Below are 18,281 nucleotides of genomic sequence, written 5' to 3'. Positions count from 1 at the left end.
ATTAATCCTCCATTGCTGATGCGTCAAATGATAACGGCAGTAGATCGCCTATACTTTTTACTTCGTAGATACATTCTTTGCCATATAATAGGATGCGGATGGGTTGTTTGTAACGCTTTTCCGTTTCCAGAATCACTTGCCGGCAAGCACCGCAGGGAGGAATCGGATGGTCGATGAAGTCCTTTTCCGTTCGTGCCGCAATGGCAAGAGTGACAACCGGTTGGTCGGGATATTGGGAGTTGGCATAGAATAGGGTAGTACGTTCTGCACAAAGCCCCGACGGATAGGCCGCATTTTCCTGATTGGTTCCTGTCACTACTGTCCCGTTGCCCAATAGCGCAGCGGCACCTACGGAGAAATGGGAGTACGGAGAATAACTACGAGCTGTTGCCTCCATGGCAGTCTTTATAAGTGACCGATCGCCCTCATTCAACTCATCATATTGATATACTTTAATAATAGCGGTAATTGTGAGGTCTTTCATATACGTCAGGGTATTGGTTTCTACAATTAATGTTACAAAGTTAGGAAAGAGATTGATAATCCCAATTATTTTTCAGATTTTTGTGCCATCTAATTCACATCTGAATAAAAAATGGAGAATAAACTGCATAGACTTATCTTTTTAACCGTTGTTTTTTTCTTTGCCGTAGGAGTGCAGGCACAGAAACGGAATGCCCGTTACGTCGAGTATATAAATAAGTATAGTGATTTGGCTGTTGAACAGATGAAGCTTCATAAGATTCCGGCGAGTATTACATTGGCACAAGGATTGCTGGAAAGCGGTGCCGGATACAGCCAGTTGGCACGAAAGAGTAATAACCACTTTGGTATTAAGTGTGGTGGCAGTTGGCGGGGACGTACGGTTCGTCATGATGATGATGCCCGTAACGAATGTTTCCGTGCTTATAAGCATCCGCGTGACTCTTACGAAGATCATTCCGACTTCCTTAGAAGAGGTGCCCGTTACGCTTTTCTTTTTAAACTGGACATCACCGATTATAAAGGCTGGGCGCGTGGACTGAAAAAAGCAGGCTATGCTACCGATCCTTCTTATGCTAATCGTCTGATTACAATTATCGAAGATTATGACTTGTATAAATACGACCGTAAGGGGGTATATTCGGAACGGAAACTGAAAAAGAATCCTTGGTTGATGAGCCCGCATCAGGTGTATATCGCTAATGATATTGCTTATGTGGTAGCCCGCAACGGTGATACCTTTAAAGATTTAGGCAAGGAATTCGATATTAGTTGGAGGAAACTTGTGAAGTACAACGACTTGCAGCGTGATTATACCTTGATGGAAGGAGATATCATCTACCTGAAGAGCAAGAAGAAAAAGGCTTCCAAACCTTATACTGTATATGTTGTGAAAGATGGAGATTCCATGCATGGCATCTCTCAAAAATATGGTATCCGCCTCAAAAATCTGTATAAGATGAATCGTAAGGATGGTGAGTATGTTCCGGAAATCGGAGATAGATTGCGTCTGCGGTAGAGACTTCTCTCAAAAGTTTCGAATTTCGGAAACTTAATGACTCATTCATGTGTTATTATCTTGATAAAACATGATTAGAATATGAGTCTAAACATTGCAAAAAGTAATAAGAAACGTGTCGTCATAGTAGGCGGTGGTTTCGGTGGCTTGAAACTGGCTAACAAGCTGAAAAAGTCAGGCTTTCAAGTCGTATTGATAGATAAAAACAACTATCATCAGTTTCCTCCTTTGATTTATCAGGTGGCTTCGGCTGGTATGGAGCCAACTTCCATATCCTTCCCCTTCCGTAAAATATTCCAGCATCGGAAAGATTTCTTTTTCCGTATGGCGGAAGTACGTGCCATTTTCCCGGAAAAGAATATGATACAGACTTCCATCGGAAAAGCAGAATATGACTATCTGGTGTTAGCAGCAGGTACTACAACCAACTATTTCGGTAATAAACATATCGAAGAGGAAGCCATGCCGATGAAAAATGTGTCAGAAGCGATGGGATTGCGAAACGCTCTTCTGGCTAATCTGGAACGAGCGCTGACCTGTTCAACGAAGCAGGAACAACAAGAGTTATTGAATATTGTAATTGTGGGAGGTGGAGCTACCGGGATAGAAGTAGCCGGAATACTTTCCGAGATGAAGAAATTTGTCTTGCCGAATGATTATCCTGATATGTCCAGCAGTCTGATGCACATCTATTTGATTGAAGCCGGGCCGCGATTGCTTGCCGGAATGTCGGAAGAATCATCTGCACATGCTGAACAGTTTCTCCGTGAAATGGGAGTAAATATCCTGTTGAATAAACGCGTTGTGGATTATCGTGACCATAAAGTAGTACTCGAAGATGGTACAGAGATTGCCACGCGTACTTTTATCTGGGTGAGTGGTGTCACCGGTGTGACTATCGGAAATCTGGATGCCTCTCTGATTGGGCGTGGAGGACGTATTAAAGTCGATTCATTTAACCGTGTAGAAGGGATGAATAATGTGTTTGCTATTGGCGACCAATGTATTCAGTTAGCTGATGAAAATTACCCGAACGGGCATCCTCAACTGGCACAAGTGGCGATCCAGCAAGGAGAACTATTGGCAAAGAATCTGATTCGTATGGAGAAAGGACAGGAAATGAAACCTTTCCATTACCGCAATTTAGGTTCGATGGCGACTGTCGGGCGCAATCGTGCCGTAGCAGAGTTTAGTAAAGTAAAGATGCAGGGATGGTTTGCCTGGGTGATGTGGCTCGTTGTTCATCTGCGTTCTATCCTTGGAGTACGCAATAAGGTTATTGTACTCTTGAATTGGGTATGGAATTATTTCACTTACGATCAGTCTATGCGTATGATTGTCTATGCCCGTAAAGCAAAAGAGATTCGTGATCGTGAAAAGGTGGAGGAAACTACCCATTGGGGGAAAGAACTGGTACAAGAGGAAAAGAACCCCTCAATTACATCATCATCCAAGTAGACAGGCTTCCTGTCGACAGGATGATAGATGCTATTCTGAACGGTAAATTCGTACAGGGTGTCCGATATCGGACACCCTTTGTTTTTTGTTATCTTCTATTTATCAACCATTTACGATTTTGGCACAGATTTGGTATATAAAGTACCGAATTGATACATCATAAAATAGTAAATGATCGGATATGGACAGAGAAATTCCTAAAGAGGTACGTCAAAAAGAACGTAATAAGAAGATAATTCGTTATTCATCCATTGGAGTGGCAAGTATTATTGTCATCGGTGTACTTATATCTGTATTAAGGGCAGGAGTGGAGGCAAAGGATCTTGTCTTTTCCACAGTCGATAAAGGGGTGATTGAGGTAAGTGTCAGTGCTTCCGGTAAGGTTGTCCCTGCTTTTGAAGAAATTATCAATTCTCCGATCAACAGTCGTATTATTGAAGTCTATAAAAAAGGGGGAGATAGCGTAGACGTAGGTACTCCGATTCTGAAACTGGACCTTCAGAGTACGGAAATTGAATATAAGAAGTTACTGGACGAGGAACAAATGCGCCAGTATAAGCTTGATCAGCTTCGCGTCAATAATCAGACGAAACTTTCCGATATGGCAATGCAGATTAAAGTTTCGGCAATGAAATTGAGTCGTATGAAAGTGGAGTTGAGAAATGAACACTATCTGGACAGTCTCGGTGCAGGAACAACGGATAAGGTACGCCAGGCTGAATTGAGCTATAATGTGGCTCAATTAGAGTACGAACAACTTCAGCAACAATATAAAAATGAGAAGGAAGTAGCTGCTGCCGAATTGAAAGTTCAGGAGCTTGATTTTAATATCTTCCGCAAGAGCCTTTCTGAAAAGAAACGTACGTTGGATGATGCACAAATCCGTTCCCCGCGTAAAGCTATTCTTACCTATATTAATAACCAGATCGGTGCACAGATTTCCGAAGGCGGACAGGTGGCTATCATTTCTGATTTGAGCCATTTTAAAGTGGAAGGTGAGATTGCGGATACGTACGGTGACCGTGTAGCAGCCGGAGGAAAAGCAATTGTTAAGATAGGGAGTGACAAACTGGAAGGTACAGTTAGCAGTGTTACACCACTATCCAAGAATGGTGTGATATCATTTACCGTTCAGTTGAAAGAAGATAATCACCGCCGCTTACGTTCCGGACTAAAGACAGATGTTTATGTGATGAATGCTGTGAAAGAAGATGTAATGCGCGTAGCCAATGGCTCTTTCTATGTGGGACGCGGTGAATATGAACTTTTTGTCTGCAACTCTGATAATGAACTGGTAAAACGTAAAATACAGTTAGGTGATTCTAATTTTGAATATGTAGAAGTGTTGAGCGGATTGCAGCTGGGTGATAAAGTAGTAGTAAGCGATATGAGTGCTTATAAGAACAAGAATAAGTTGAAAATTAAATAAACTAAATACTAGAAGTTATGATAACATTGAACTCTCTTTCTAAGATTTATCGTACGGACGAGATTGAGACGGTAGCATTGGAGAATGTGAATCTGACGGTAGAACGTGGAGAATTTCTAAGTATAATGGGACCTTCCGGATGCGGAAAATCCACCCTGCTGAACATAATGGGATTGCTTGATGCACCTACAATGGGAATGGTGGAAATCAACGGAATACGTACCGAAGGAATGAAAGACAAGGAACTGGCGGTTTTTCGTAATAAAACGCTCGGTTTTGTATTTCAGTCTTTTCATTTGATTAATTCGTTGAATGTGATGGATAATGTAGAACTCCCCTTGCTTTATCGACGTATGGCTGGTAGTGAACGAAAACGGTTGGCACAAGAGGTATTGGAAAAAGTAGGATTAAGCCATCGTATGAGACATTTTCCTACACAACTTTCCGGTGGGCAGTGCCAACGTGTAGCTATTGCCCGTGCGATTATTGGTAATCCCGAAATAATCCTTGCCGATGAGCCGACCGGTAACCTGGATTCAAAGATGGGAGCTGAAGTAATGGAACTGCTTCATCGGTTGAATAAGGAAGACGGACGTACTATCGTGATGGTTACCCATAATGAAGAACAGGCGAAGCAGACTTCGCGCACTATTCGTTTCTTCGATGGACGCCAGGTACAATAGAAACGGCCTCTTACGATTAGAACTAAATGGAAAAATTGATTAATGTATCTCTAAATTAAAAATCATCATGACAAAGAATATTTTCATCGTTGCGATAGCTGTCCTGTTAAGTGTTGCTTTCTGTTCGCTATCGGCACAAAATGTGAGTAAAGATTATAATGTAGACGAGTTTTCTGCCATAAACCTGCAATCTGTCGGGAATATTATTTTTACTCAATCGGCAGGATGCTCCTGCCGTTTGGAAGGTCCTTCTGAATTTGTAGAAAAAACAAGGGTGACAGTGAAAAACGGAACTTTGGTTATCTCGTATAAAGATAGGAATGCGAGGAATATCAAGAACCTTATTTGCTATATTACTGCTCCCGATTTGAGTAAAGTGAAAATTGATGGAGTAGGGAACTTCGATGCAAAAGAAGAACTAAAACTTAAAAATATAGCTTTCGAACTTGATGGAGTAGGCAACTGTAACGTGAAAAGTCTATATTGCGATGAGTTGAAACTAGATGTTGACGGAGTAGGCAATATGAAGTTGAATGTTGATTGCAGCACTATCAAAGCTAAAGTGGATGGAGTAGGAAATATCACTGTATCCGGTAAAGCGGATGCAGCTTTCTTTAAGCGGGATGGCGTTGGTAAAATCAACTCCAAAAACCTGAAGTGTAAAGACGTAACAAAGAAAGGTTGGAATTTCTAATGTAGAACATTCTTCTGTGAACTCCTGTAGAATCAAATCAAAAAAAGAATAAGAAGATGTGGAAGCAATACATAAAGCAAGCTCTTTACCAGTTGAAAGAGAACCGGCTTATTAGTATTGTCTGTATGGTAGGTACAGCTTTGGCTATTTGCATGATAATGGTGATCGTGCTGACATTGCAGATACGGATAAAAGACTGCGTGCCGGAAGTTAACCGTTCACGATCATTGTATGTCAAGGCAATGACGTCCCGGCATAAAGAGCAACACAATAATGCTGCCAGCAGCCAGATGTCCGTCACGACTGCCCGTGAATGCTTTAAGACGTTGACAATACCTGAAGCGGTTACCATTACTTCCGTTAATAATAAGATGCGTGCTTCTCTTCCCGGAGGAGGCAGGATGAGTGTAGATGAAATGGAAACGGATGAAGCGTTCTGGCAAGTCTTTTGCTTTGAATTCTTGTGTGGCAAACCATATACGAAAGCCGATTTTGAGAGTGGGCTGTCCAAGGCAGTGGTTTCTGCCAGTGTGGCACGCCACCTGTTCGGTACAACTGACGTGGTAGGGCGTACCATCCAATTAAATAAAGCGGATTATACCATTACAGGAGTAGTGAAAGACGTATCAAAGTTGGCGACAGCTTCTTATGCACAGATCTGGATTCCCTATACATCAACAGATTTGGCTTCTTTCTCGTGGAGAGAAAATCTGATGGGACCTATGCGGGCGGTCATCCTTGCACGTTCGTCCGACGATTTTCCGGCTATTCGTGCTGAAGTCGAAAAATATCGTCAGGTCTACAATAGTAAGCTGAAGGATATGGAATTGATTTATCGTGGTCAGCCGGATACTCAATTTGCCTACCTTTACCGCCATTGGGGGACAGACTTGGATATGAAACACATTGTCAGGCGATTCATTCTTATCATTGTGATTCTCCTCTTGGTTCCAGCTATCAACCTAAGTAGTATGACTTTATCCCGCATGCGGAAGCGTATGACGGAAATCGGTGTCCGGAAAGCATTCGGTGCTACTGCCAACGAATTGTTCCGACAGGTATTCTGGGAGAATCTGATATTGACACTGCTTGCGGGAGTACTGGGACTGATATTGAGCTATTCAGCTACTTTCCTGTTAAACTCATTCCTTTTTGATAACAGTGAGAATGCAGGTCTTGCCGGGGAAACTTCTCTTTCCACTGATATGCTGTTCAGTCCGTTGACGTTTCTCGTTGCATTCTGTTTCTGCCTGTTATTAAATCTATTGAGTGCCGGAATTCCGGCTTGGAGAGTGTCGAGAATGAACATTGTAGATGCAATAAACCAAAGATGAAATGATGAAACAGTTATTGAAACAAATATATAATGAGCGCCGGAGCAATGCTTTTCTATGGATTGAGCTATTGTTGGTGTTTGTCGTATTGTGGTATATCGTTGATTTGGTTTATGTCACTTTGCATATCTATTATCAGCCAATGGGCTTTAATATAGAAAATACGTATGTATTACGTATGAACCGTCTTACCGATAAATCTACCGATTTCAATCCGGAGCTGACTGTTAAGGATGATATGACTGCTTTAAGGGAAATAGCCGGACGTTTGTCCCGTCATCCGGAAGTTGAATCTGTCTGTATCTCTCAAAACAGTATTCCATACAATGAAGGGTGCAGTGGAGCGAGTTTCCGTTTTCCGGATAACGACACGGTTTGGATAAGTACGATGGATCGTTGGACGACTCCTGAATATTATAAGGTGTTTCGTTTCCGGAATATCGATGGTTCCGGTCATGAAAGTCTGGTGAAAGCTCTGGAGAAAAATACAATAATCGTTCCTGTCGATGTTGCAGACTATTATCCGGATGCTACTTTCCACGGAAAAGACCTTTTGGGTAAAGAAGTTCGCATGAGTGATACCAACTTTCGTATTGCAGCTTTAACAGAGCCCGTTCGCTACGATCATTATAACATTGCCGGAAAACCTTTTACCGGAACCTATATCGGCACTTACCTTTCTGACGAACAAATGGAAACAGTCGAAAACGTAGCCTATCTCGAATTAAGTCTGCGTGTCCGCGAAGGTGTAGACGATGGCTTTGTGGAACGTCTTATGAATGATGCCGACCGTATCTATCAGGTAGGGAATGTTTATATACTTGATGTCACTCCATTAAGCAAAGTCCGGACAGCCAGTGAGATAGACAATGATAATGAATTACGTACCCAGTTCTGTATTCTCTTTTTCCTGTTGTTGAATATCTTTCTGGGAGTGATCGGCACTTTCTGGTTCCGTACCCAGCAACGCCGGGGAGAAGTTGCTTTACGCATGGCAATGGGAGCTAACCGGAAAAACATATTCTATCGTTTGATTACGGAAAGTTTGTTACTGTTAAGCATGTCGGCTCTTCCTGCCGTATTGATTGCATTCAATATTGGATATACTGAACTGGTGGATATATCACAAATGGCATTTACAGTACCCCGTTTCCTGATAGCCATTTTACTGACATATCTCTTGATGGCGATAATGATTATTCTTGGCGTGTTGTATCCGGCTCTGCAATCAATGAAAGTGCAACCGGCCGAAGCACTAAGAGACGAGTAAGAAATATACTGAACTTTATACTGGTAACGATCATGATAAAACTCTATTTTAAACAAGCATTCCATCTGTTGGGAGAAAATAAACTGCTTTCTTCTATTTCTATTATTGGTACAGCTTTGGCTATTGCTATGATAATGGTAATTGTGATTACTTTACGTGCGACTATTGCTCCCTTTGCACCGGAAACCCATCGTGACCGGATGCTTATTTTCCGGTTTGCCGGACTTCAAAGTAAGTCCAACGTGAATTGGCAAAGCAATGGCCCTATCGGATACAATACGGCAAAGGCTTGTTTCAAAGCAATGACAATTCCCGAAGTTGTTTCCATAACCAATATCTGGCAGGAAACAATGCTGGCTGCTAAACCGGCAGGTGAGATGGAAAGTTGTAGTGTGTTGCAAACAGACGATGCTTTCTGGAAAATATTTGAATTTGAGTTTCTATCCGGTAAACCGTATGATAATGCCGATTTTGATGCCGGAGCAGCAAAAGCTGTGATTTCCGAAGATATGGCTCGCCGTTTGTTCGGAACGTCAGAAGTGGTTGGAAAGACATTCCTTCTGAATCATTCGGCTTATATTGTTTGCGGAGTGGTACGTCCGGTCTCTAAACTGGCGAAGTACGCCTATGCACAAGTTTGGATTCCTTTGAGTTCAACAAGTGCCTTCACAGCCACTTGGGGCGATGACAATATCATGGGTATGACTGCCGTCTATATACTGGCTAAATCAAAAGACGATTTTCCGGCTATTCGTCAGGAGGCTGACCGCTTGCGGGCTATCTTTATGGCAGGGCATCCCAATTTCGATTTACTCTATCGCGGACAGCCTGATACTTATTTCGTAGCCGCGCAACGCTATTCCGCCAACAATCTTCCTGCTGTGAAAGAAGCAGTACGGCAATACATACTGACATTACTTGTCTTATTGATTGTTCCTGCCGTCAACTTGTCCGGACTTACTTTGTCACGCATGCGTAAGCGTATCTCCGAAATAGGAGTGCGAAAAGCCTTTGGTGCCCCCAGACGGGAGCTTATGATGCAGGTACTATCCGAAAACATGCTTTATTCCCTGTTCGGAGGAATTCTCGGACTTGTATTAAGTTATGTCGCCGCTTTCCTTTTGGGAGGAATGCTTTTCTCCGTAGACTTTGTATCCAATGGTGTGGAGGATTTGCGGACCATGTGTGTTGACTTACTGTTCGATCCTACCGTATTCCTGCTGGCATTTCTGGCTTGCTTCCTACTCAATTTGCTAAGTGCCGCCATTCCGGCATGGAGAGTAACTCGCACCAATATTGTGGATGCCATCAACGAAAGATAATTCTTCAACTCATCTAAATTCTAAAGAAAATGCAACTATTAAAACAAATATGGAACGAGCGCCGGTCAAACGGATGGTTGTGGTCAGAACTATTAATTGTTTTTGTGGTCCTGTGGTATGTGGTCGACTGGACGTATGTGACAGCGCGTACTTATTACGAACCGGTAGGATTTGATATTACCGATACGTATTATTTGGAACTAAGCCTGAAAAACGACAAGAGTAATTCCTATCTTTCGAAAGAGCAAAAGAGTACATCTTTAGGACAAGATATTATCGAGTTGACCAATCGTCTCCGGAGATTGCCGGAAGTGGAGGCCGTTTCAATATCCAATAATGCGCGTCCCTATATCGGGAGTAACTCCGGTAGTATGTTACGTATCGATACATTAGTTAGTAATCCGCTACGGCGTTCGGTAACCCCTGACTTTTTTCAGGTCTTTCGTTATCAAAGTGCTGATGGGCGTGGTTATCAGCCGTTGGTGCAAGCTTTAAGGAATGGCAATGTCGTTGTTGGTGAAAATTTCTTGCCCAAAGATTATAAAGGCGATCGTACGCTGTTGGGTAAAGAAATGGTCGATGTGGATGATTCTACGAAAGTGTACAAGATAGGGGGAGTTTCGAAGAAGGTGCGTTACAATGACTTCTGGCCTAACTACAGTGATCGGTATGTAGCCATTGAACTTCCTGAAAAGATAATGGTCGAACTTGACGATGAACTTTATCCTTCGAGTGTAGAAGTTTGTCTGCGGGTGAAACCGGGGACTTCCAGAGACTTTGCGGAACATTTGATGAAATTGTCTGTCAACCAGTTGAGTGTCGGCAACTTATTCATCTTGAAAGTGCATGATTATGAAGATATACGGAATGATTTCCAGCAAGAGAGCTATAATCAGGTACAGGTACGTTTCTGGATGATGGGATTCTTACTGCTCAATATCCTGTTAGGTATTGTTGGCACATTCTGGTTCCGTACACAGCACCGTCGTGCTGAATCGGCGCTTCGTATAGCGGTTGGGTCTAGCCGGATACAGCTTTGGCAACGGCTGAATAAAGAAGGATTATTACTGTTAACGCTGGCCGCTTTGCCTGCTGCTGTGATATGTTATAATATCGGCTACCTGGATTTGACGGAAGGATATCTGGAATGGGGAGTGGTACGTTTTCTTATCACATGTGCCATTACCTATTTCTTGATGACTTTAATGATTCTCGTTGGCATTTGGTTTCCTGCTCGTCAGGTAATTCGCATACACCCTGCCGAGGCGTTGCGCGAAGAATAAAAAACTTGGGCTATCTGTTTGTTTTCAATATAATTAACGTATCTTTGTCGGCATAATATTGAAAACACCGCAGGCTTTAATTATATGAATCGACGCTACTATTGTTTGCTTATCGTTCTGTTTTTTGCTGTTCTTATTCAGGCGGCAGCAGCGGAACGTACATACAATATCCTGTTTATACAGTCATACACCTCACAGACTCCTTGGCATAGCGACCTTAATCAGGGGTTGGTCAAAGGATTTAAAGAAAGTGGCCTGAAGGTGAATATAACAACGGAGTATCTTGATGCCGATTTTTGGGCATTCAACTCCGAGAAAGTAATTATGCGTCGTTTTTGTCAGCGTGCTCGTGACAGGCAGACCGATTTGATTATAACAGCAAGTGATGAAGCTTTCTATACTCTTTTTGCCTGTGGAGATTCGTTGCCTTTGCAGATACCGGTCGTGTTTTTCGGCATTAAGTATCCTGATATGGAGCTGATTGCTACTCATCCCAATGTTTGCGGGTTCACTGCCAATCCGGATTTTGATGTCATATTGCGTCAGGCGCAAAAGATATTTCCCCAGCGGAAAGAAGTGGTATGTGTGATAGATAACAGCTTTTTGAGTAACAAAGGCCTTGAAGATTTTGAAGAAGAGTGGAAAATCTTTCAAAAAGACAATCCGGATTATAGAATGAAAGTCTATAATACCCAAAATCATACAACGAGTCACATCATTGCTGCTATTTGTTACCCTCGTAACAGCTACGAACGTCTGGTGGTTGCTCCTAAATGGTCGCCTTTCCTTTCATTCGTTGGCAAAAACTCAAAAGCTCCCGTATTTTCGAGTCAGAATGTGGGGTTAACTAATGGCGTATTCTGTGCATACGATTCCGATAGTTATGCTTCAGCATTATCGGCAGCTCAAAGGGCTGCTTTAGTCTTAAAAGGTACATCTCCCCAAGAAATAGGAGTGACAGAAATCACGCAGGGATTCATCTATGACTATAAACAGTTGGATTATTTTCATATTGACCCTGATAAAGTATCCTCTAGCGGAACCATCGTCAACGAACCGTATTGGGAAAAATATAAATATCTTTTTATACTGCTCTATCCGTCTATCCTGGCGTTGCTGATAGCTTCTATCGTGTGGTTGATGCGTGCCAACCGGCGTGAGTCCAAACGACGGATTCAGGCACAGACTCGTCTGCTCGTGCAGAATAAACTTGTGGAACAGCGTAATGAGTTTGATAATGTATTTCATTCCATCCGTGATGGTGTGATAACGTATGATACCGATTTGCACATTCATTTCACAAACCGCTCCTTATTGCAAATGCTGCATTTGCCGTATGAGTCAGGGGGCCGTTTTTATGAAGGAATGATGGCAGGCAGCATCTTCAAGATATATTATAACGGTCAGGATATTCTTCATTCTATGCTGAAGCAGGTAGCTTCAAAAGGAGAAAGTGTGAAGATACCCCAGGGAGCTTTCATGAAAGAAGTGCATAGTGATAAATACTTCCCGGTGTCGGGGGAAATAGTCCCGATCCGTTCAAAGGATACGATTACCGGTATGGCACTTTCCGCACGGAATATTTCGAATGAAGAAATGCAGAAGCGTTTCTTTGATATGGCAGTAGACGAAAGCTCCATCTATCCGTGGCAGTTTGATATGGAAACCAACTGTTTCATTTTCCCGCAAGGTTTCTTGAAACGTCTTGGATACGATGAATCGGTTACTACCATCTCCCGTGATGAAATGGATCGCACTATCTATCCTGATGATTTGAAGGAAATAAGTCCGTTATTTAATAGAGCATTGACAGGAGAAGATTCTAATACCCGTCTGAATTTCCGTCAGCGGAATGTCAACGGAGAGTATGAATGGTGGGAATATCGTTCTTCCGTAATCACGGGATTGACACAAGATTCATTGTACAATATATTAGGTGTTTGCCAGAGTATCCAGCGATATAAGACTGCCGAGCAGGAGATGAGAGAGGCTCGTGATAAAGCCCTCCAGGCTGACAAACTGAAATCGGCGTTCCTTGCCAACATGAGTCACGAGATTCGGACTCCGTTGAATGCGATTGTAGGTTTCTCCGATTTGCTAAGCGATACGAGTGGTTTTACAAGCGAAGAGATTGCCCAGTTTATCGGAACCATTAATAAGAATTGCGGCCTGTTACTGGCTTTGATTAATGATATTCTTGATTTGTCACGTATCGAATCGGGAACCATGGAATTTATGTTCGCCGAGCATAACCTGCCGCTGTTATTAAAGACCGTCCATGATTCTCAACGCTTGAATATGCCACCGGGAGTAGAACTGGTGTTGCGTATGCCCGAAAGTGATAAGAAATATCTTACGACAGATAATGTACGCTTGCAGCAAGTCGTGAATAATCTGATAAATAACGCTGCTAAATTTACGAGCAGCGGTTTCATTACTTTCGGCTATGAAGATGATGAGGTTCCCGGCTACACCCGCATCTTTGTGGAGGATACCGGAGTCGGTATTTCTGAAGAAGGTATCCGTCATATATTCGAACGATTCTATAAAGTCGATAATTTCACCCAAGGAGCAGGTTTGGGATTAAGTATTTGTCAGACCATCATCGAACGTCTGAATGGTACCATCTCCGTCACCTCCGAAGTAGGTAAAGGCACTCGTTTCACTGTGCGCCTTCCTAACTACTGCGAATAATCGAACGTTCACTTTTGGGCATAGTGTCCGAAAATGGACACTTTTCTTATTTTCTAATCTGTTGATAATAAAAACTTTACTTTTTTGGCACATCGTTTGATTCTCTCATAGTGGAAAATACTGTGCATAATGAAAAAGAAAAGTATATTGTTTGCTCTTGCTGCCGTTTGCCTGCCGTTGGCATTGTCGGCACAGAAGGAAAGGGAAATAACCTTGAATGAAGCTATTGCTATGGCGCGTATTCAATCTGTTGACGCTGCTGTTGCCTTGAATGAATTGAAAACGGCCTATTGGGAATTTCGTACCTTTCGTGCCGATCTTCTGCCGGAAGTCAACTTGACCGGAACCCTGCCCAATTATAACAAATCATATAGTTCCTATCAAAATTCGGACGGTTCTTACGGTTTCGTCCGTAATAACACATTGGGGCTTACCGGTGATCTTTCTATCGATCAAAACATCTGGCTTACCGGTGGTAAACTTTCGCTGACTTCCTCTCTCGACTATATCAAGCAATTGGGAGCCGGAGGAGACCGTCATTTTATGTCGGTTCCTGTCACATTACAACTTACACAACCCATCTTTGGAGTCAATAATATAAAGTGGAACAGACGCATCGAACCGGTTCGTTATGCCGAAGCGAAAGCAGCTTTTATCACTGCTACCGAAGAAGTGACGATGCGTGCCATCACTTATTACTTTAATCTTTTGTTGGCAAAAGAAAATCTTGGCACGGCGAAACAGAACCAGACAAACGCCGACCACCTTTATGAAGTAGCCCTTGCCAAACGCAAAATGGGGCAGATTTCCGAGAATGAACTCTTGCAGTTGAAGCTCTCCGCTTTGAATGCGAAGGCTGCATTGACGGAAGCAGAGAGTGATCTCAATGCCAAGATGTTCCAGCTCCGTGCCTTTTTGGGAGTAGGAGAGGATGAAGTACTAAACCCGGTTCTTCCCGAAGCTGTGGATGGCCCGAGGATGGAGTACAATCAGGTGTTAAATAAAGCATTGGAACGTAATTCTTTTGCACAGAATATCCGTCGCCGCCAGTTGGAAGCCGATTATGAAGTAGCTACTGCACGCGGAAATTTGCGTAGTGTCGATTTGTTTGCAAGCGTAGGGTATACGGGTGAGAACCGGAATTTTCCGGCCGTTTACAGGAACTTGCAGGACAATCAGATTGTTCAGGTAGGCGTTAAGATTCCGATTCTCGATTGGGGAAAACGCCGTGGGAAAGTCCGGGTAGCCAAGAGTAACCGGGATGTAGTGCTTTCAAAAATTCGTCAGGAACAGATAAACTTCAACCAGGATATTTTTCTGTTGGTGGAGCATTTCAATAATCAGGCACAGCAATTGGACATAGCCAAAGAAGCCGATGCGATAGCCCAGCAACGATATAAAACAAGTATTGAAACTTTCCTGATAGGTAAAATCAATACCTTGGATTTGAATGATGCGCAGAACTCTAAAGATGATGCGAGACAGAAACATATTTCCGAACTTTATTATTATTGGTATTATTATTATCAGATTCGCAGTCTGACACTATGGGATTTTCGTACCAATACCGAACTTGAAGCTGATTTTGATGAAATCATCCGGCAATAGAAAGGGGAGGAAAAAGCTTTTGAATCTTATGGAGGAACTTGCCGGAGATTATGGGAAAAGTTTTTCAAGTCTGCAAACAGACTATTGCGTATTTATGCCTGATTCATTTGGTATTACGAACTATTTATAGTACCTTTGAAACTCGATTTTAACACTCGGGAAATGAAAAATACGTAAATAATACAGAAAAATTCATCCCCCATTATAAATAAAGAAAGAAATAAAAAAAGAAATACTTCTTCTTGGAAGATTGAAAAAACAGAAGAAGTTTTCTTGGTAGAGGAATCTTGCAATTTTAACTATGATTCTGATAATTGATGACGACAGTGCAGTGCGTTCTTCGCTTAGCTTCATGTTGAAGCGGGCAGGATATGAAGCACAGACCGTTCCCGGTCCGCGGGAAGCTATGGAAGTAGTACGTTCCGTAGCTCCGGATTTAATCCTGATGGATATGAACTTCACTCTTTCTACAACGGGTGAGGAGGGTTTGACCCTACTCAAACAAGTAAAAATATTCCGTCCCGAAACACCGGTGATATTGATGACTGCTTGGGGAAGTATCCAACTTGCCGTGCAAGGAATGCAGGCAGGAGCTTTTGATTTCATAACGAAGCCCTGGAATAATGCCGCCTTGTTGCAACGCATCGAAACGGCACTCCAACTTTCGGGCACTCCACAGGAAACAACGCAGGAACAGAGCGATTCTTTCGACCGCAGCCACATCATCGGGCGTAGCCAGGGATTGATGGATGTGTTGAATACGATTGCCCGCATAGCAAAGACCAATGCCTCTGTCCTCATTACAGGGGAAAGCGGGACAGGTAAGGAATTGATAGCCGAGGCCATTCATATCAACAGTCAGCGTGCCAAACATCCCTTTGTGAAAGTGAATCTTGGAGGTATCTCCCAAAGCCTGTTCGAAAGTGAAATGTTCGGGCACAAGAAAGGAGCTTTTACCGATGCTTCCGCAGACCGTATCGGACGTTTTGAAATGGCAAATAAAGGGACGATTTTCCTGGATGAAATAGGTGATCTCGACCCTTCGTGCCAGGTGAAGTTACTGCGTGTATTGCAGGATCAGACATTTGAAGTGCTCGGCGACAGCCGTCCGCGCAAGACGGATATCCGGGTAGTATCAGCCACCAATGCCGATTTGCGCAAAATGGTAGGCGAACGTACTTTTCGTGAAGACCTCTTCTATCGTATCAATCTGATAACAGTGAAACTGCCGGCCTTGCGCGAACGTCGTGAAGATATTCCCTTGCTGGCACGTCATTTTGCCGACCGTCAGGCGGTAACCAACGGATTGCCCCGTACGGAGTTCTCTGCCGATGCCCTGCAATTCTTGAGCCGTTTGCCCTATCCGGGGAATATTCGTGAATTGAAGAACTTGGTGGAACGTACCATTTTGGTAAGTGGTAAACCGCTGCTTGATGCTTCCGACTTTGATGCGCAGTATATTCGCCACGATGACGCAAGAGTGACCGAAGGCGCAGCTCTGGTCGGTATGACTTTGGATGAAATAGAACGCCAGACCATTCTCCAGGCGTTGGACCGTTACAAAGGAAATTTGAGTCAGGTAGCTACGGCATTGGGTATCAGCCGTGCAGCACTCTATCGTCGTCTCGAAAAATATAATATAACAATGTGATAAATTTAGGCACGTGCCTAATAATATTAAGATTAACCGTTAACCACAGATAACGTGCGTATAAAAGGATTCTTTTACATACTAGTCTTTCTGCTGCTGGCATTAGGTAGTGTATTGCTGTTCCTTTCCAGTCAACTGAATACAATCTTTTTCTACATAGGGGAGGGGCTGATACTTTTCATCCTCATTTATCTGACCTTTTTCTATCGTAAGATTGTGAAGCCGTTGAATACAATCGGAAGCGGTATGGAACTGTTGCGTGAGCAGGATTTCAGTAGCCGTCTTAGCCCTGTAGGCCAATATGAGGCCGATCGTGTGGTGAATATCTTCAACCGCATGATGGAACAGCTAAAGAATGAACGTCTCCGCCTGCGTGAACAGAATAATTTTCTCGATTTGCTGATTAAAGCTTCTCCAATGGGAGTGATTATAACTTCCCTTGATGAAGACCTTTCGGAATTGAATCCGATGGCTTTGAAAATGCTGGGTGTTCGTTTGGAAGACGTACAAGGCAAGAAGATGAAAGAGATTGATTCTCCGTTAGCGGTGGAATTAGCCAACCTCCCGAAAGGAGAGAAGGTAACCGTCCGTCTGAACGACTCGAATATCTACCGGTGTACTCATTCTTCTTTCATTGATCGTGGATTTCAGCATCCCTTCTACTTGGTAGAAACCCTCACCGACGAAGTGATGAAAGCGGAAAAGAAAGCATACGAGAAAGTGATTCGCATGATTGCCCACGAAGTGAACAACACGACTGCCGGCATTACTTCCACACTGGATACGGTAGAACAAGCCCTTTCCTGCGAAGAAGGAATGGAAGACATCTGCGACGTGATGCGTGTATGTACCGACCGTTGTTTCTCGATGAGTCGTTTCATCACCCGTTTTGCCGATGTGGTGAAAATCCCCGAACCGACACTCTCTTCTGTCAATCTGAATGATTTGGTTTTCACCTGCAAGCGGTTTATGGAAGGAATGTGTAATGACCGTCGCATTACACTCCGCATGGAAATAGACGAAAGTCTGAAAGATGTGATGCTGGATGCCGCTTTGTTTGAGCAAGTACTCGTAAATATCATCAAAAATGCAGCGGAAAGCATTGAAGCCGATGGGGAAATAATAGTCCGCACCCTCGCTCCGGCCACTGTTGAAGTGATAGATAACGGTCAGGGAATCAGCAAAGAAACAGAAGCTAAACTGTTCAGTCCTTTCTTCTCTACCAAACCGAACGGTCAGGGAATCGGACTCATCTTTATTCGCGAAGTACTGATGCGTCATGGGTGCACATTCTCTTTGCGAACCTATGCCGACGGACTGACCCGATTCCGTATTACTTTCCCCTAATTGTGTC

The 18,281-nt window shown here is 43.1% G+C and carries 14 protein-coding genes; 13 read left to right on the top strand and 1 reads right to left on the bottom strand.

The annotated features are described in order from the left end of the window. Position 1: 1 nt before the first annotated feature. Positions 2 to 484, bottom strand: a complete 483-nt coding sequence (gene cdd / locus AB5217_RS09245; protein ID WP_004304232.1) for a cytidine deaminase — start codon at positions 482 to 484, stop codon at positions 2 to 4. 111 nt (positions 485 to 595) lie between these two features. On the opposite strand from cdd, the gene AB5217_RS09240 reads away from it, so the two are divergent. From AB5217_RS09240 to AB5217_RS09180, 13 genes are all read left to right on the top strand, one after another. Next, positions 596 to 1,501, top strand: a complete 906-nt coding sequence (locus AB5217_RS09240) for a glucosaminidase domain-containing protein (RefSeq protein WP_004311330.1) — start codon at positions 596 to 598, stop codon at positions 1,499 to 1,501. Positions 1,502 to 1,582: 81 nt separating this feature from the next. Then, positions 1,583 to 2,959, top strand: a complete 1,377-nt coding sequence (locus tag AB5217_RS09235) for an NAD(P)/FAD-dependent oxidoreductase (RefSeq protein WP_022200182.1) — start codon at positions 1,583 to 1,585, stop codon at positions 2,957 to 2,959. A gap of 181 nt (positions 2,960 to 3,140) precedes the next feature. Beyond that, on the top strand, positions 3,141 to 4,388 hold the full coding sequence (locus AB5217_RS09230; protein ID WP_022200181.1) for an efflux RND transporter periplasmic adaptor subunit: 1,248 nt from the start codon (positions 3,141 to 3,143) through the stop codon (positions 4,386 to 4,388). A gap of 17 nt (positions 4,389 to 4,405) precedes the next feature. Beyond that, entirely contained in the window at positions 4,406 to 5,071 is a 666-nt protein-coding gene (locus tag AB5217_RS09225) for an ABC transporter ATP-binding protein (protein WP_004300704.1), read from the top strand. Between the two features lie 67 nt (positions 5,072 to 5,138). Next, positions 5,139 to 5,765 (top strand): GIN domain-containing protein, encoded by a 627-nt coding sequence (locus tag AB5217_RS09220; RefSeq protein WP_004326571.1) that lies wholly within the window; start codon positions 5,139 to 5,141, stop codon positions 5,763 to 5,765. A gap of 56 nt (positions 5,766 to 5,821) precedes the next feature. Continuing rightward, a complete protein-coding gene (locus AB5217_RS09215) occupies positions 5,822 to 7,099 on the top strand; it encodes an ABC transporter permease (protein ID WP_368112708.1) in 1,278 nt (425 codons plus the stop codon). Position 7,100: 1 nt separating this feature from the next. Beyond that, positions 7,101 to 8,369, top strand: coding sequence for an ABC transporter permease (locus AB5217_RS09210; protein ID WP_195647137.1), 1,269 nt, complete (start codon positions 7,101 to 7,103; stop codon positions 8,367 to 8,369). A gap of 32 nt (positions 8,370 to 8,401) precedes the next feature. Next, entirely contained in the window at positions 8,402 to 9,691 is a 1,290-nt protein-coding gene (locus AB5217_RS09205) for an ABC transporter permease (protein WP_070782841.1), read from the top strand. A 29-nt stretch (positions 9,692 to 9,720) separates the two neighbouring features. Further along, complete coding sequence (locus tag AB5217_RS09200) at positions 9,721 to 10,974, top strand: ABC transporter permease (RefSeq protein WP_032843279.1); 1,254 nt, start codon at positions 9,721 to 9,723, stop codon at positions 10,972 to 10,974. Between the two features lie 84 nt (positions 10,975 to 11,058). After that, positions 11,059 to 13,668, top strand: coding sequence for a PAS domain-containing sensor histidine kinase (locus AB5217_RS09195; RefSeq protein ID WP_032843280.1), 2,610 nt, complete (start codon positions 11,059 to 11,061; stop codon positions 13,666 to 13,668). Positions 13,669 to 13,797: 129 nt separating this feature from the next. After that, on the top strand, positions 13,798 to 15,276 hold the full coding sequence (locus tag AB5217_RS09190; protein WP_004326575.1) for a TolC family protein: 1,479 nt from the start codon (positions 13,798 to 13,800) through the stop codon (positions 15,274 to 15,276). 301 nt (positions 15,277 to 15,577) lie between these two features. After that, complete coding sequence (locus AB5217_RS09185; RefSeq protein WP_032843281.1) at positions 15,578 to 16,927, top strand: sigma-54-dependent transcriptional regulator; 1,350 nt, start codon at positions 15,578 to 15,580, stop codon at positions 16,925 to 16,927. A 54-nt stretch (positions 16,928 to 16,981) separates the two neighbouring features. Then, positions 16,982 to 18,274 carry a sensor histidine kinase gene (locus AB5217_RS09180; RefSeq protein ID WP_032843282.1) on the top strand — a complete coding sequence of 431 codons (1,293 nt, stop codon included), beginning with the start codon at positions 16,982 to 16,984 and terminating at the stop codon, positions 18,272 to 18,274. The last annotated feature ends 7 nt before the right edge of the window (positions 18,275 to 18,281 follow it).

It is taken from the genome of Bacteroides sp. MSSM.1001136sp1_RTP21357st2_D2_RTP21359_211015, assembly GCF_040913205.1.
Taxonomy (GTDB): domain Bacteria; phylum Bacteroidota; class Bacteroidia; order Bacteroidales; family Bacteroidaceae; genus Bacteroides; species Bacteroides ovatus.
Note: the sequence above shows the minus strand (reverse complement) of the source record. Positions and strands in the feature narration are given on the sequence as shown.